We start from the raw sequence: 15,519 nt of genomic DNA on the forward strand, positions 1-15,519 counted from the left end.
CGTACTACTGCTCTTCCTGAGGCGCTACCGCGTCGTCGACAGGCACTTCTTCAACTTCAACCACGCCTTCCTCAGGTTCAGCCGCCGCATTTTCCTCTGACAGCCAGTACCCAAATCCAAGGTTCAGTGCAATCAGGGTTCCAAAGATTGCGATTACGTGTCCCATAATGTTCTCCTATCGAATACTGCGAGCGGTAACGGGCAAAATACTCCAGATACACGCCATATACCAGTGTTCAAGGCGCCAACTATGTGGATTTTGGCCACAAATACCGGACTTTATGTTTGACTAAACAGTCTCACCAGCAGTGTTTACTGGGCCGCAGCATCGCTGCTTTCTTGTGCTGGCTGAGCGTCCATAGACTGTTCGGCGGCAGGCGCTTCAGTGGCATCCACCGCTTCCACTTCCACCACACCTTCAACCTGCGGCTGACTTTCGTCGACAGCCTCAGACCCAACGTATACGATGCCGAGATTCACTGCCACCAGCACACCCAGTATTGCGATTAATTGCATGTATTTTCCCCGTCTTTGCTTTCATTCGTTATTGTAAGTCACTGCGCCATGCAGCAACGTTATCAGATTGACCTGATTTGAGACTGATCAAAATCAACAACAGAATGACTTAGTATACACTGATAACCCAAATTTTAACCCGGATGCAATGGCTACTCATCGTCCCAAAGTGGTGTTTACCAACCTATTAAGCTAAAAAAACAACTCCTTCAGTTTCTGACCCGGTTGTTTCGCGCGCATAAAGGTCTCACCCACCAGGAAGGCATCCACTGCATGGGCGCGCATTTGCTCCACGTCATCGCGGGACAGTATACCGCTTTCCGTCACCACAATCCTCTGTTCAGGAATATGTGGCAACAACTCAAAAGTGGTATCGAGGCTGACATCAAAAGTATGCAGGTTGCGATTATTAATGCCCACCAGCGTCTGGTTCAGGGGCAATGAGCGTTCCAACTCATGGCGATCATGCACCTCAATCAGCACATCCATCCCCAACTCAACAGCGGCCGCCGCCAGATCGCTCATCTGCTGATCAGACAAACAGGCTGCAATCAGCAAAATACAATCCGCATTGATGGCGCGGGCTTCCAACACCTGATAAGGATCAACAATAAAATCCTTGCGTATCACCGGCAGGGAGCAGGCAGCCCGGGCCTGCTGCAGGTAGGTTTCATGACCCTGAAAAAAATCCCGATCGGTGAGTACACTTAAACAGGATGCGCCCCCCTCCTCATAGGATCTGGCAATGGCGGCGGGATCAAATTGCTGGCGGATCACACCCTTGCTGGGGGAAGCCTTTTTGGCTTCCGCAATCACCGCTGAGCGCCCGGCCTGCAGGTTTTTCTGCATGGCTTGCACAAACCCGCGGGGCGCATCGGCCCGCTGAATTTTTGCCAACAGGGCAGCTTCAGATTGCTGAACTTTACGTTCTGCCACCTCTTCCCATTTGCGGGCCACAATGTTCTTCAGTACCGTTGGGGTGTCGTTGTGTACGCTACTCACAGCCGTTTTCCTGTTGAAACACTTTACTTAATTGCGCCAGTTCATTCAGTTTGGCATAAGCCAGACCGCTGCCGATGGCATCCTGCGCCAACGCGACACCTTCTTTGATGGAATCCGCCAGGCCCGCCACATAAATGGCCGCTCCGGCATTTAAGGCAACGATGTCGGCGGCAGGGCCAGGCTCCTTGCCCAGCACGGCTTTGATGGTGGCCAGGCTGTCTTCCACGCTGCTCACCGCCAGGCTGTCCAATGACGCACGCGCCATACCGAAATCTTCCGGTTGTATAACATATTCCTTAACCTCCGTCGGAGTAGCCTCTGCGACAAAGGTTTCAGCACCGATACTGATCTCATCCATACCGTCTGCTGCGTGCACTACCAACACATGCTCACAGCCCAAGCGTTGCAGTACCTCGGCAATGGGACCTACCCAGTGGCGCGAATACACCCCCATTACCTGACGTTTGGCACCCGCGGGATTGGTGAGGGGCCCCAGCAGATTGAAGACGGTGCGTACGCCCATCTCCTTGCGCGGCCCGATGGCGTGTTTCATGGCGCTGTGATGGGCGGGAGCAAACATAAAGCCCACCCCAATGGTTTCCACACAGCGCGCCACTTGCTGTGGACTGATGCCCAGGTAGACACCGGCTGCTTCCAGTACGTCGGCACTGCCACTGACGCTGGACACCGAGCGATTACCGTGTTTCGCAACTTTGCCACCGGCTGCCGCCAGCACAAAGGCCACCGTGGTGGATATATTGAACGTTCTGGAACCATCACCACCGGTGCCACAGGTATCCACCAGGTTATCCGCCTGCACCGCAACCGGGGTGGCCAGCTGGCGCATGACCCGGGCGGCACCGGTGATTTCATCAACCGTCTCCCCTTTCATGCACAATCCCACCAGAAAGCCACCGATCTGGGCCGGGGTGGCCTGTCCGGTCATTATCTGGTTCATCACCTCTGACATTTCGGCTTCCGTCAGATCCTGACGCTCAATTACCTGCTTGATGGCTTGCTGGATGTTCATGCTGGACACGTACTCGTACACGATAAATTTGCCGCAATCCTACCATAAATCAGGGCTTGTAACCCCCGCGATAGCCCCAGAGCAATGCCACCATCGGTGGGAGTTAATATTCGCTATGGCCCCGGTGGCTTCCTACCCTGATTAGCCCGCTAGAAATCTCCCGGGGGCACTGCCCCCCCGTGTCACCCTACCTGAAATCCGGATATACGGCAGTGTATACAGGGGCCAATTCAAGGTGCAAACCGGAGCACTTTAAGGTACATTATGCGCGCGCTGAAAACGGCATGCTTGCTACTGATCTCAGCCACAGCAGTCGACTGCCCTCTTGCACCCGCGGCGACCATAATCCTAATTCCTGGAGAGACAACGCGAAGACACCATGACCAGTTCACCACTTTCAGCCCCCAATCCGCCCATTTCCATCGTGGTACCGTTTTTCAATGAAGCTGACAACGTTGAAACGGTACTCAACGAAATCATCGATTGCCAGCCCAGCGCCGAAGTCATCGCGGTGGATGATGGCAGCAGTGACGGGACCTGGCAAAAAATTGCCAGTTTACCTGCGGTACGGGGAATCCGGCTCAAGAAAAACCGTGGCCAATCGGCCGCTATGCTGACCGGCTTGAAGCAGGCTAGCCATGACATCTGCGTGGTGATGGACGGCGATGGGCAAAATGACCCGGCGGACATCGCCAGCATGGTGGCCCTCATTGATAAAAGTGACGCTGTATTCGGCTTTCGTAAAACAAGAAAAGATACCTGGGACCGGCGCCTGGCGTCCAAGATTGCAAACGCCATACGGCGGGCATTTGTGAAAGATGGCATCAAGGATACCGGCTGTTCACTCAAAGTTTTCCGTCGGGAAATGGTACAGTATCTGCCCCCTTTCAATGGCCTGCACCGTTTTATGGGGGCCTTTTTCGTTGCTGAAGGCTTTCGAATAGTCGAAACCCCGGTTAATCACAGACCCAGGGTGGAAGGCATTTCGAAGTACAACAATCTGGACCGTGCCCTCAGAGGCATTTACGACCTGATTGGTGTCAGCTGGTACCTGAAGCGAAAAGTAAACACAACACTGGATGCGGAATGAACGAGACGATCATCACTTTGTGGGGCGTTGTAATAACGCCATGGAAAACCATCGGCTACCTGGGTGTGCTCTGTTTCTCCGGCCGCTGGTTAATTCAACTGGCGGCTAGCTCAAAGACCAAAGCGCCAACATTTCCACGCTTGTTCTGGATTATGAGCCTGGGAGGCAGCCTGATGCTGTTATCCTATTTCGTGTTTGGCAAAAATGATTCCGTCGGCATCCTCTCCAATCTGTTTCCGGCGGCCATTGCCAGTTACAACCTGTACTTGGACATTCGATACAGCAATAATCGCCAGGCCGCCGGTTTCACTCAAGGGTCATCTCCGGCGATGGACGAAAGCGCCAAATCATAGTATCTCCGGCAATGTCCAATACCTGCAACCCCGGCATCACCTGCTCAAGCTGGGCCCGGCTTTCCACTTTGTCCATTCCCAGCAAGGACAGGTTTCGGGCCACCAGGTCCAGTTTATCCAGGTATTTTGCCACTCGCTTTTCATCCATCTCATCGTACGCTCGAAACGGTGCACGGCTCTCTCCGAAGTAACCGTACGCACCAGGTGGAAGCAGCCCCAAATTAATTAGAACGTAGTCGGAATCCTCTCGAAAACGATCGATATAGGCCACTGTGTCGCGCACCTCAAAATAATTATGGCCCCGCTCCTCCCCGTCGATAATCCGGTCTATATCCGGAAAAGCTATGGCAAAAAACACCGCACCGATTAAAAACACAGCAGGTTTCCAGGGAATCAGATCAGCCATTACTTTCACCGACACACAGACCATTAAAGGGGTAAGCACTGCCAGATAACGCGAATAAATCTTGCCGGACGCCAGAGTGAACGCCGCTATCACCAGCAACGCCAAGGCGGCGTAGGCAAAGGTATCCGTTTGCCTACGCCAGCGGGGCAACAGTACTGCAGCCAAGGTGCAACAACCGGCAACAATGGCAAACCAATGCAGATCCGCCCATAACCAGCCCACCCAATCAAACGCACCCGAGCGCACTTCGGACTCAGGCCGCAATGGCGAAAAGCGGTTTAGCATCTGCTGCTTGATTGCCACGTTTAGGTAGTCACCACCGTATTTGAAAGACTGCAGAATGGGCCATGCCAGAAACAGGATTAACGTGATCCAAAGGCCTCGATTGAAATACCGGTTTTGGCGCAACTGCTGCCACCGTATCTCTGTATCCCCTTTAACACGGAAGATAAGCAGTAGCACAGCAATGAACAATAAAGCGACGGGGGCTTTCTGCAGGGCACCCAACCCAAGCACGACCCCGCACAACAACCAGATTCGGGGCTGATGCCTGGCATACAAAAAGGTAAGCAGGCCGGCCATCATAAGCAGGCCCATCCCCGTATCCAGCAAGCCGGAACGGGCCAGTGCGGTCAGTTGGGTGGAAGATGCCAGCAGCAGGATCGCAGCCGGCATGACCCAGGGGTTGTCCGGTTTCAAATACAGGCTGGTGACGGCCGTCACCAGCAGAAGCCCCAAAAAGAACACCCAGGACCAGAAGCGCAACGCAGTGACATCCCGCATACCCAGATTAATTGCCACCGCATTCAGCCAATATTGCAGTGGCGGCTTCTTGGCCGTGGGTTCATTCAGAGAATAGACACTAAGCCAGTCGTTGAACTTATCGAAACCATGAGAGCGTTCAAGGCTATAGAACTCGTCGTATTCCAGATACTGGCTTTGCGTGATATGACGGAAAGCATTGGCTCCGACAACAATCAATAGGGCCAATGCCAAAAGCAAAGTCACAACGCGATTCAACAGCATAGTATCTCAATTCCCAATAACGATAATTTCTATGGTGCGCAATCTTATCAATAAATGCACACCGTAAACATGGTCGGCCCGATTACAGTTCCATAAAATTTTTCAGCAGTTCATGCCCATACTGTGTGAGGATGGACTCAGGATGGAACTGCACCCCTTCGATGGCATACTCTCGATGCCGCATGCCCATGATCTTGTCCATGGAGCCATCCTGATGCTGGGTCCAGGCGGTTATTTCCAGACACTCCGGCAGACTCTGCCGATCCACCACCAGAGAGTGGTAACGGGTGGCTTCGAAGGGATTGTCCAGACCTTTGAACACACCTTCATCCCGGTGGTAGATGGGTGAAGTCTTGCCATGCATCACGGCATCGGCCCGCACCACATTGCCGCCAAACACCTGGCCGATACTTTGATGGCCCAGACACACACCAAGAATAGGCAGCTTACCGGCAAAGTGTTGAATCGCCGCCATGGATATACCGGCCTCGTTGGGTGAACAGGGGCCCGGTGAAATGACCAGGCGTTCCGGTGCCAGTTTCTCAATATCCTGCAACGACACTGCATCGTTACGCTTTACCACCACGTTCGCCCCCAGCTCACCGAAATACTGCACCAGGTTGTAGGTGAACGAATCGTAATTATCTATCATCAACAACATGGGTTACTCCTCCACCGGAACCAGGCCGTTGGCCGCCATGGCCATGGCACGAAACACTGCACGGGCTTTGTTTTGCGTTTCTTTCCACTCCAGCCTGGGTACGGAGTCCGCCACCACCCCCGCACCGGCCTGGATATGCAGCTGGCCATCCTTGATCACCGCTGTGCGAATGGCGATGGCCGTGTCCATATCGCCATGCCAGGAGAGGTACCCCACCGCGCCCCCGTAAACGCCGCGCTTGACCGGCTCGATGTCATGAATAATTTCCATGGCCCGAATTTTGGGGGCACCGCTTAATGTACCGGCAGGGTGAGTGGCCCGCAGCACATCAATGCAACTGTGTTCCGGTTTGAGTTTGCCTTCCACATTGGAAACAATGTGCATCACATGGGAATAGCGTTCCACCACCATTTTATCGGTGAGTGCCACGGTGCCTATTTCAGCGATGCGGCCAACGTCGTTACGGCCCAGATCAATCAACATCAGGTGCTCGGCAATTTCCTTGGGGTCCGCCAACAGTTCGGCCTCCATGGCCAGATCGTCTTCCGCATTTTTTCCCCGGCGCCGGGTACCGGCTATGGGTCTCACCGTCACCACTCCCTGTTCCACCCGCGCCAGGATTTCCGGTGAAGAACCGGCAATCTGGAAATCCCCCATATCCAGAAAATACATATAAGGGGATGGGTTCAAGCAACGCAGGGCACGATACAGATCCAGCGGCGGCAAATCATAGGGAATACTCATGCGCTGGGAAATCACCACTTGCATGGTATCCCCCGCCAACACAAACTCTTTGATATCCTCCACCGCCTGTTCAAACTCCGGCTGCGGAAAACTGGATTTGAAATCGCTCTCACGAACATCGAAGCGGTGCGGATCTTCCTGCACCGGCAACGGTTGTTTCAACTGTTGCAGGATGGCGTCCAGTCGCGCCTGGCCCAGCACATAGGCATCGCTTTGCGCCGGATCAACGTGGGTAATCACATACAATGAGCCACGCAGATTATCAAACACAACAATATCGTCTGACACCATCAGCATGATGTCCGGTGTACCAATGGGATCAGGCTTGGCCGGTTTATCCAGGCGTTGCTCAATGTAGCGCACAATGTCGTAACCGAAATACCCCACCAGACCGCCGTTAAAGCGTGGCAACCCGTCCACCTCAGGCACTTTGTAGCGAGCCTGAAAGGATTCAATAAAAGCCAAGGGATCATCCACCTGCTTCTGCTCCAGAATGGTGTCCCCATTGAGCAGGGTTATTTCCCGATCACGCACCACAAGGCGAGCACTGCAGGGCAAGCCGATGATCGAGTAACGCCCCCACTTTTCCCCACCCTGGACGGATTCAAACAGATAGGTATACGGCTGTCCTGCCAGTTTCTTATAGGTGGATAACGGCGTTTCCAGGTCCGCCAATGCTTCACGCATCAGGGGAATTCGGGTGTAACCCTGGGCCGCCAGGGCTTGGAAAGTTTCCGGAGTCATCATCTTGTTCTCATACTGAGGCCATACTGCACAGGCTCTGGACGCAGGTTCGCCACGGAGCACTGGCACAAAGGCCGGAATGCCTGATTTTCCAGTATTACTGAAAAATCTGTTTTATCTTTAAATCATATTCTTGAAACAGGGGGTGGCCGGGCACAGGTTCAACGCCAGCCAGAGACAAGCATCACCAACGCCATCGCCAGCGAAAGACGGTGATCAGGGAGGAAGGTTGATTCGAAAATGATGGTTTCACTTTTTCAGCACACGATTTCGATTCCAATGATCCTGAACTGTACACCAGGCTTTCACTTCTGCCAACCCCAAGCATTTCACAAAACTGCGATTACAATATCAATTCACGAAAATCATCCAGCAGCCAGTGGGGCTCACTGTTTGCTACCGGTTCACCATGGTTATACCCGTAGGTAAGTGCCGCGCTGATCCAACCGGCCGCTTTGGCCGCCTCCACATCGTTGCGACTGTCTCCCACCATCAGGCTGCGATGAGCACTGGCACCCAACTGGCTGGCGGCGGTGTGCAATGGCATGGGGTCGGGTTTTTTCCGGGGCAGGCATTCCCCCCCCAATACCAGCGGAAAATAAGAATCGATATTCAGGCAACGTAACAACGGATCGGCGAACACCTTGGGCTTGTTGGTGATCACCACCAGGGGCAGCCCCAGCTGATACAATGCCTGCAGCACCTCGGCAACGCCGGGGTAAAGGCGGGACAGGCGGCCGTTTTCCTCGGCATAGTATTGCCGAAACAACCCCATGGCCGGGTCGAATTCAGCCTGGGTCACCTGAGCTACCTGCGCCGGCTCATGGCTGTCGGCCAGTGCCCGCTTCACCAGTTGCGCAGCGCCATTGCCCACCCAGCCGCGCACTTTTTCTTCCCCTGCCGCGGGGCGGCCAATGCCCGCCAGCATACGGTCCGTGGCCACGGCGATGTCCGGCACACTGTCCACCAGGGTACCGTCCAGATCAAAGGCAATCAGTTGCGGCAGGTGGCCCTGAAAATGGCCGGTAATCTTGGTCAGCATTCACACTTCCGCCAGTTGTGCCCGCATGGCGTCAATAACCGCTTTATAGTCATCCTTTCCGAAAATAGCCGAGCCCGCCACGAAAGTATCCGCACCCGCCTGGGCTATTTCGCGAATATTGGGTACCCCCACACCGCCATCAATTTCCAGGCGGATATCCAGGCCGCTGTCATCAATCAGCTGGCGGGCCTGACGCAGTTTTTGCAGGGTTTGGGGGATAAATTTTTGCCCGCCAAAGCCCGGGTTCACCGACATCAACAGAATCATATCCAGCTTGTCCATCACATGTTCCACATGGCTCAAGGGGGTTGCGGGGTTGAATACCAGACCGGCTTTGCAGCCCCCTTCCCGGATCATGGCCAGGCTGCGGTCGATGTGTTCGCTGGCCTCGGGGTGAAAGGTAATGTAGCTGGCACCGGCTTCAATAAAATCACCGATAATGCGGTCCACCGGCTTCACCATCAGGTGCACGTCAATGGGGGCGGTGATGCCATAGTTCCGCAGTGCTTTGCACACCATGGGCCCGATGGTCAGATTAGGCACATAGTGATTATCCATTACATCAAAATGAATAACGTCGGCGCCTGCCGCCAGTACCGCGTCCACTTCCTCACCCAGGCGGGCAAAGTCAGCAGACAGAATCGAGGGTGCAATCAGGTAATCGGCCATGGTCATCTTCCGGTCGGTTTCAGAGAGCGCGCATTGTACTGCAACCAGGGTCTATACTGAAGGCAACCACATTCTCCTAATTCGGTTAATTCGATCTATGGGACTCAACCACTCTATACAACCCCGGATCCGACCTCTGTGCTGCTGCCTGATCCTGGCCGTCAATGCCATGACTGGCTCAGCTGCGTGGGCGGAAGCCGGCGCTGACGAGGGCGCTGATACGGAGCTGTCCCAATTACCAAGCCCGGCCCCGGAGCGGGATGAAACCCTGCGCAACCAGGCCGTGGAAGCCCAATTGGCGCTGACGGACAAGGCCACGGAAAGCCTCTGGCTGGGGCAGGGCAAAGCCCGCTTTCTGGGTTTGAAGCGCCAGGACACCAGTGGTGAAACCTTTGCTAATGCGCTGATTTTGCACGACAACCAGCAAAACCCGGACTGGCCCGGCGTGGTGCGAACCCTGCGCAAGGAGCTGGCTGCAGTGGGCTGGAACACCCTCAGCATCGCGGTTCCGGATTATCGGCCGGTGAAAGCCATCCCGCCGTTGCCGGAACAGCGCTCCGCCATCACCACAGAACTGGATACGGAGGCCACCGAACCGGAGGCCACTCTGGAGCAGGACACCCGGGCCGCAAGCGGCGCTGCCGCCCCGCCCTCCGCGTCCGAAGCACCTCCGGGGGAGCAGTTGGAGCAGCGCATCCGACTGGCTACGCAGACCCTGAACACCAACAGCCCGTTGCCATTGGTGATCATCGCCGTGGGCAGCAGTGCCACCCTGGTGGCAAAACAGGCTCAGGAGCTGTTTCTGGAGGACATCAACGGACTGGTGATCCTAGACCCGGTGCCGTTACCGGGGCTGGAGGGCTACGACGAAACACTGGATGCCATGGACTTGCGGATCCCCGTGCTGGATCTGGCGCCGGAATTCAATCCCCGCGCCAACCCCAAAGCCCGAGCCGACAACGCCCGCAGGCTGCAGCAAGACGCCTATCAACAACGCATTATCCGGGGCAGCAACCAGGATTTCCGCAACGCAGAAACCCAAGTGCTGAAAGCCGTCAGAGGCTGGGGTGAAGTCCGCTTTAAACGCTGACGGCCGTTATTTCTTGCGGGATTGAGCGATGATATCGTAGGCAGAGCGAATGGCCTGGGATTTTTCCTTGGCCATATCCAGCATTTCCTTGGGCATACCCCTGGCAATCAGCTTGTCCGGATGATGCTGACTCATGAGGCGCCGGTAGGCCCGTTTCACCTCCAGCAACCCTGCATCCGGACTCACGCCCAGAATCTCGTGAGCGCGCAACAACTCATCACTTTCCGACAACGGCCCCTGATCCCCGGCCGCACGGAATTCCTGATAGGCCTGGGCACTGCGCACGATCTTCTCGAGATAGGTGATGCGATAGCGAATGGATTGGGCAATGTGTGATAACGTCGCCCATTCCTGCTGATCCAGCTTGCCATCCGCCAGTGCCGCCTGCACCAGTATCTCCATAAATATCTGTAAGAGAGTGCTGCGACGCCCGCAGGCACTGCGCAGCTCATTTAACTCTTCAGCAATATCCGGACTGGATTTGCCCTGCTCGAACAGGTCAATGGCTTCCCGCTTTTTTTCCGGGCTCAGCCCCATCCGGTTCATGACCGCGGTGGTCCACTGAATCTCGGCATCACATACCGCACCATCGCACTTTGCCACCCGCCCCAGCGCAACAAAGGTGGCGCGAAAAAACGCCTTTTGAATTTCTGATTCACGCCCTTTCGGTTTGGGTTGGGCAATCTGATAGACGCTGCTGCTGAGCTGAATAATGGAATCGAACTGGTGCCCGAGCCAGCCGCCCAGTACCGAGCCCACCACGCCGATCACACCGCCGCCGGCCAGAAAATACCCCACCAACAATCCCACCGCGGGACCAATCCAGATCAAAGAAGTCACTGCCTCTGCTCCTGCACGAGTTGTTCAACGGCCTGCAGACGTTGGGGTGTGCCCACGTCAATCCAAAGCCCCTGGTAAATTTCACACTGCACCTGGTTGTTCCCCATGGCTTCCCGCAACAGAGGCGCCAACGGAAAACGACCCGCCGCGCATCCCCTGAACAGCCTGGGGTCAAGGACGCTGATCCCGCTGAACGTATAACGGGGTTCACCCTCGGCCACGGCAAGCGGCCCCCGAACGGCGAAATCACCCCGGGGATTGTGCTCCGGATTGGCCACCAATACCAGATAGGCCAACGCCTGCGCCGGGAGTGACAGCGCCTGCAGCGGGTAGTCGCTCCAGACATCGCCGTTCATCAACAAAAACGGCGCATCACCCAATAAGGGTAGCGCATTATGAATACCGCCACCGGTCTCCAGGCGCGCCGGCTCATGACTGACGTGCAGAGCCAGGCCCAAATCCGATTGCTGCTGCAGAAAATGCTCGATCTGCCGGGCGCGGTAGGATGTATTGATCACCACCTCGCGAATGCCCGCCTGCGCCAACCGCTCCAGATGATGGCGCAACAGGGGTTTACCGGCCACCGGTAACAGCGGCTTGGGGCACTCTTGCGTCAACGCACCCATGCGCTCCCCACGCCCTGCCGCCAGCAGCATGGCTTTCACGCGGGTGACTCCGGCACCAGGGTAAGGCGGGCTGCCGGAAGCGCCGCCAGTAAAGCCGGCACAATGCGCTGCTTTAGCCACACTTCAAATTGCCCCAGGCACGCTGGGCCGTGTGCTTTCAAGGCGGCGATCTCCATCATGATGTAACGCAGGGACTGGGGTGTGTGCTCCAGGTAACCGGCTTTGTTGTCCCGATAGCGCAGGCGCGCGAAAATACCCGCCACCTTGAGGTGACGCTGGGCGCCCATGGCATTGAAATCCCGCCAGAACTGCTCATTATCAATGGCAATGATTCCGCCCTGCCTCAGGCGGGCCGCAAACCCATCCACCCAGCCTCGCACCCGCAGTGGATCCCAGGCTGGAAAGGTCTCATCCCGCAATAACGACAGCACATCGTAGGTCACCGGGCCCAGCACGGCATCCTGAAAATCAATCACGCCCAGGGAATCATCCGCCAGCACCATCAGGTTACGGGTATGGTAATCGCGATGCACCGGCACCTGCGTCTGCTGCAATGCCCGTTGCTCAAGAAACAGAAAGACTTCAGACAACAGCGTATGCTCTGCCTCGGTCAATTCTAGTTGCAGGAAGCGCCGGCAGAACCAGTCCCGGAACAGCTCCATTTCCCGTTGCAACAAAGCAGAATCATAGGGCGGCAACGGATCTGCGCTGAAATCAGCCGCCATAATGCGCTGCAGCACCTGAAAGGCCTGATCAATATAGTGCTCTGCGGTATGCCCGTTGAGCACCTGCTTGAGCAGGGTATCCCCCAGATCAGAGAGCAACATAAAACCCTGCTCCAGATCAGCGGCCAGCACCGCGGGCACCGGCACCCCGGCGGCGGCAAACACCCGGTCCACCCTGATGAACACCGGGTTATTCTCCTTATCCGGCGGGGCATCCACACCGATGCAGGAGCCCGGGCCCCGACGGCCGGCAAAGCGACAACGGAAATAACGCCGGAAACTGGCATCGCCCGACACCGTATCCAGTGTCAGCGCAGGGCCGTGATAGAGATCCAGTTCCGCAAGTTGGTGATTCACCCAGGTGCTGAGTGCGTTCAATCGTTGATCCAATGGATGATCCATAGGGGATGGCAAATTTGTGACTCGTATCATGTGATCGTGTATCATCACACCAGACTTAAAACAGGGTCAAGCACCCACATCACATTCCGAACCTTAGTTCATGAATTGGAAACGAATTTTCACCGCCTTCCTGGTGATGGCGGTCAGCGTCGCGTCGGCCTCTGCCGAGGAGGGCGCTGGCGACAGCAGCACGCCACCCAACACAGCCCAACAGGACCAGTCCGCCCAAACCGAAGCCGCCAGCGACAACCCCTACCGCCACCTGGATTGGGTGACGGCGGCTGATCTGGCTGCCATGCCCGCCGATCGGCGGCCGAGGTTCACCGGCATCTGCGAAGGGGTCTATCTGGCTCCGGCCATGACCCAGGGTGACCCCACCCAGTCCCAGATCGAGGCTTCCGCCGATCGCTTTGACACCCTGCCGGACGGCACCAACGTGCTCAGTGGAGCGGTGGTGCTGAAACAGGGCAACCGGGAACTGTACAGCGAAGAGATCCGCCTCAACCGCATCACCCGGGCCACCTCGCTCAAGGGTGACGTTAAAATTCGCCAGGAGGGCATGTTGATTCTGGGGGATAGCGCCGAAATCAATCTCAATGAGAAAAAACTGGATGTGCAGAACACCGAGTACGTGATTCACAACATCCATGTGCACGGCACCGCCGGCCGCATCTATAACCCGGAAGAGCGGGTACTGGTGCTGGATAACAGCACCTACACCACCTGCGAGCCGGGCAGCGAAGCCTGGGTGATCAAAGCGGATGAAATCCAGCTGAATGAAGAATCCGGCTGGGGTGAAGTATCCGGCGCCACCGTAGAGCTGGGCGGTGTTCCGATCGTCTATCTGCCCTGGTGGACATTCCCCATTGACGACCGCCGCCAATCCGGCTTTCTGTTCCCCAGCATCGGCAGCGGTGATAACGGTCTGGATTTCTCCACACCCTACTATCTCAACCTGGCACCCAATTACGATGCCACCCTGACCCCCCGCTATCTGGCGGAGCGCGGTGAAATGCTGGAGGGGGAATTTCGCTACCTGTCGGACCACACCGGGGGCACCGTTGGCCTGGGTTACATGCCCAATGACCAGGAGTACGGCGACAGCCGCTCGCTGTTTACCTGGCAGCACAAGGGCACTTATCAAAATGATGCCTGGGAAAATCGGGTCGATTATACCCGGGTAGGGGACAGCGATCATTTTCTGGATCTGGACACCACGCTCAATACCAGCGCCAAAACCCATCTGGATCAGAAAGCCAGCCTGCAGTACTTTGGTGATCACTGGAACAGCAACGTACTGGTCAGGCAGTTCCAGACCATCGATGAGCTGATTGACGACGAAGACCTGCCCTACCGCATGCTGCCGCAACTGCGGGCCAGCGGCCGCTATCCATTCGACGACAATCGGCTGCAACTGGGCATCAGTGGCGAATACACCTACTTCGATCATCCGGAGGAAATCGTCAACGGGCCCACCAGCGCAGAGCGGGTGCGGGTAATTCCTTCCCTGAGTTATAATTACCGCCGCCCCTGGGGCTTTGTGGTTCCCAAACTGTCCAACTACCAGCGCTACTATGACCTGAACCAGGTGGATCTGGTGGACAACGAAGCAACCCTCACCAACAACATCTTCAGCCTGGATAGCGGCCTGTACCTGGATCGGCCTTTCGCCTTCAACAATACCAATTATTTACAAACCCTGGAGCCCAGGATCTTCTATTTGTATTCGCCATACCGGGATCAAAATGACCTGCCCCTGTTCGATACCGCCAAAACCAGCTTCAGTTTCGAACAATTGTTCCGCGAAAACCGCTTTACCGGCGGCGACCGTATCGGCGACGCCAACCAGGTGTCCGTGGGGTTAACCTCGCGCCTGATCAATCATGACACGGGGGAAGAAGAGGTGAATGTCAGCCTGGGACAGATTTTCTATCTGCGGGATCGGGAAGTACAATTGTCACCCGACGATGACGTCGAAGAAACCACGCTGTCCCCCTTCGTGGCCCGCATGAGCTGGTTGATCAACCGACAATGGTCGTGGCGCGCTGAAACCCAGCTGGACACTCAGGAAAACAATCTGGACAGCGTGGTCACCGGGTTTCGTTACCGGGATGAATTCAACAATCTGATCAACATCAATTTCAACTACTACGACAGCGGTGCGGTCATCGCCGACCCGGAATCGGAGGACATCAAACAGTCCGATATCTCATTTATGTGGAGTGTTTCCCAACGCTGGGGCATCATCGGCCGCTGGGGTTTCGATATGAAACAACAGCGCTCCTACGATAACATCGTCGGCGTAGAGTACGAGAGCTGCTGCTGGCGCGCGCGCCTGGTGAACCGACGCTACCTGAAAGAGTCCAATGATGCAGACGAGATCGTTGAGGCCTCCCAGGGCATCTTTTTGCAGTTTGAATTGAAAGGCTTAGGTGGCCTGGGCGGCGCTGTGGACCGCATGCTGGATGATGCCATCTCCGGCTATCGGGAACGGGAAGAAGCCCGCCCCAGCAACTTTTATTAACCTTAATTCGCAATAACCGAGTTTTATAC

General features: G+C 55.9%; 16 protein-coding genes. 4 read left to right on the top strand and 12 right to left on the bottom strand.

What is annotated here, in order from left to right; all coding sequences use genetic code 11:
• Nucleotides 1-4 precede the first annotated feature (4 nt).
• From D9N13_RS20890 to trpD, 4 genes are all read right to left on the bottom strand, one after another.
• Nucleotides 5-166, bottom strand: a complete 162-nt coding sequence (locus D9N13_RS20890; RefSeq protein ID WP_290593910.1) for a hypothetical protein — start codon at nt 164-166, stop codon at nt 5-7.
• A gap of 146 nt (nt 167-312) precedes the next feature.
• Complete coding sequence (locus D9N13_RS20895; protein WP_290593911.1) at nt 313-516, bottom strand: hypothetical protein; 204 nt, start codon at nt 514-516, stop codon at nt 313-315.
• Between the two features lie 192 nt (nt 517-708).
• Nucleotides 709-1,518, bottom strand: a complete 810-nt coding sequence (gene trpC / locus D9N13_RS20900) for an indole-3-glycerol phosphate synthase TrpC (protein WP_290593912.1) — start codon at nt 1,516-1,518, stop codon at nt 709-711.
• A complete protein-coding gene (gene trpD / locus D9N13_RS20905; RefSeq protein ID WP_290594283.1) occupies nt 1,511-2,548 on the bottom strand; it encodes an anthranilate phosphoribosyltransferase in 1,038 nt (345 codons plus the stop codon). The genes trpC and trpD overlap by 8 nt, the downstream gene beginning before the upstream one ends.
• A 379-nt stretch (nt 2,549-2,927) precedes the next feature.
• On the opposite strand from trpD, the gene D9N13_RS20910 reads away from it, so the two are divergent.
• Nucleotides 2,928-3,638, top strand: a complete 711-nt coding sequence (locus tag D9N13_RS20910) for a glycosyltransferase family 2 protein (RefSeq protein WP_290593913.1) — start codon at nt 2,928-2,930, stop codon at nt 3,636-3,638.
• Nucleotides 3,635-3,991, top strand: a complete 357-nt coding sequence (locus D9N13_RS20915; protein WP_290593914.1) for a lipid-A-disaccharide synthase N-terminal domain-containing protein — start codon at nt 3,635-3,637, stop codon at nt 3,989-3,991. The genes D9N13_RS20910 and D9N13_RS20915 overlap by 4 nt, the downstream gene beginning before the upstream one ends.
• Here D9N13_RS20915 and D9N13_RS20920 read toward each other — a convergent pair.
• The 5 genes from D9N13_RS20920 to rpe form a co-directional block, all read right to left on the bottom strand.
• The gene (locus D9N13_RS20920; protein WP_290593915.1) at nt 3,945-5,423 is read right to left on the bottom strand and encodes an ArnT family glycosyltransferase; all 1,479 of its coding nucleotides are present in this window, start codon (nt 5,421-5,423) and stop codon (nt 3,945-3,947) included. The genes D9N13_RS20915 and D9N13_RS20920 overlap by 47 nt on opposite strands.
• Nucleotides 5,424-5,505: 82 nt before the next feature.
• On the bottom strand, nt 5,506-6,084 hold the full coding sequence (locus D9N13_RS20925; protein ID WP_290593916.1) for an anthranilate synthase component II: 579 nt from the start codon (nt 6,082-6,084) through the stop codon (nt 5,506-5,508).
• A 3-nt stretch (nt 6,085-6,087) separates the two neighbouring features.
• A complete protein-coding gene (trpE, locus tag D9N13_RS20930) occupies nt 6,088-7,572 on the bottom strand; it encodes an anthranilate synthase component I (protein WP_290594284.1) in 1,485 nt (494 codons plus the stop codon).
• A gap of 343 nt (nt 7,573-7,915) precedes the next feature.
• Nucleotides 7,916-8,614: a phosphoglycolate phosphatase gene (locus D9N13_RS20935; RefSeq protein WP_290593917.1), complete on the bottom strand. Its 699-nt coding sequence runs from the start codon at nt 8,612-8,614 to the stop codon at nt 7,916-7,918.
• Nucleotides 8,615-9,283: a ribulose-phosphate 3-epimerase gene (gene rpe, locus D9N13_RS20940; RefSeq protein ID WP_290593918.1), complete on the bottom strand. Its 669-nt coding sequence runs from the start codon at nt 9,281-9,283 to the stop codon at nt 8,615-8,617.
• A gap of 97 nt (nt 9,284-9,380) precedes the next feature.
• Here rpe and D9N13_RS20945 point away from each other — a divergent pair, with 97 nt between their 5' ends.
• Nucleotides 9,381-10,373, top strand: coding sequence for a DUF3530 family protein (locus D9N13_RS20945; RefSeq protein ID WP_290593919.1), 993 nt, complete (start codon nt 9,381-9,383; stop codon nt 10,371-10,373).
• A gap of 6 nt (nt 10,374-10,379) precedes the next feature.
• Here D9N13_RS20945 and djlA read toward each other — a convergent pair whose 3' ends face one another.
• From djlA to D9N13_RS20960, 3 genes are read right to left on the bottom strand one after another with little or no spacing between them, the layout of a single operon-like run.
• Nucleotides 10,380-11,213, bottom strand: coding sequence for a co-chaperone DjlA (gene djlA / locus D9N13_RS20950; protein ID WP_290593920.1), 834 nt, complete (start codon nt 11,211-11,213; stop codon nt 10,380-10,382).
• Nucleotides 11,210-11,878 carry an N-acetylmuramate alpha-1-phosphate uridylyltransferase MurU gene (gene murU / locus D9N13_RS20955; RefSeq protein ID WP_290593921.1) on the bottom strand — a complete coding sequence of 223 codons (669 nt, stop codon included), beginning with the start codon at nt 11,876-11,878 and terminating at the stop codon, nt 11,210-11,212. Before murU ends, djlA begins: the two co-directional genes overlap by 4 nt.
• Nucleotides 11,875-12,942, bottom strand: coding sequence for an aminoglycoside phosphotransferase family protein (locus D9N13_RS20960; protein WP_290593922.1), 1,068 nt, complete (start codon nt 12,940-12,942; stop codon nt 11,875-11,877). The genes murU and D9N13_RS20960 overlap by 4 nt, the downstream gene beginning before the upstream one ends.
• A gap of 124 nt (nt 12,943-13,066) precedes the next feature.
• Between D9N13_RS20960 and D9N13_RS20965 the strand changes: the two genes are divergently transcribed.
• Nucleotides 13,067-15,490: an LPS-assembly protein LptD gene (locus D9N13_RS20965; RefSeq protein WP_290593923.1), complete on the top strand. Its 2,424-nt coding sequence runs from the start codon at nt 13,067-13,069 to the stop codon at nt 15,488-15,490.
• The last annotated feature ends 29 nt before the right edge of the window (nt 15,491-15,519 follow it).

It is taken from the genome of Ketobacter sp. GenoA1, from assembly GCF_003671475.1.
GTDB lineage: Bacteria > Pseudomonadota > Gammaproteobacteria > Pseudomonadales > Ketobacteraceae > Ketobacter.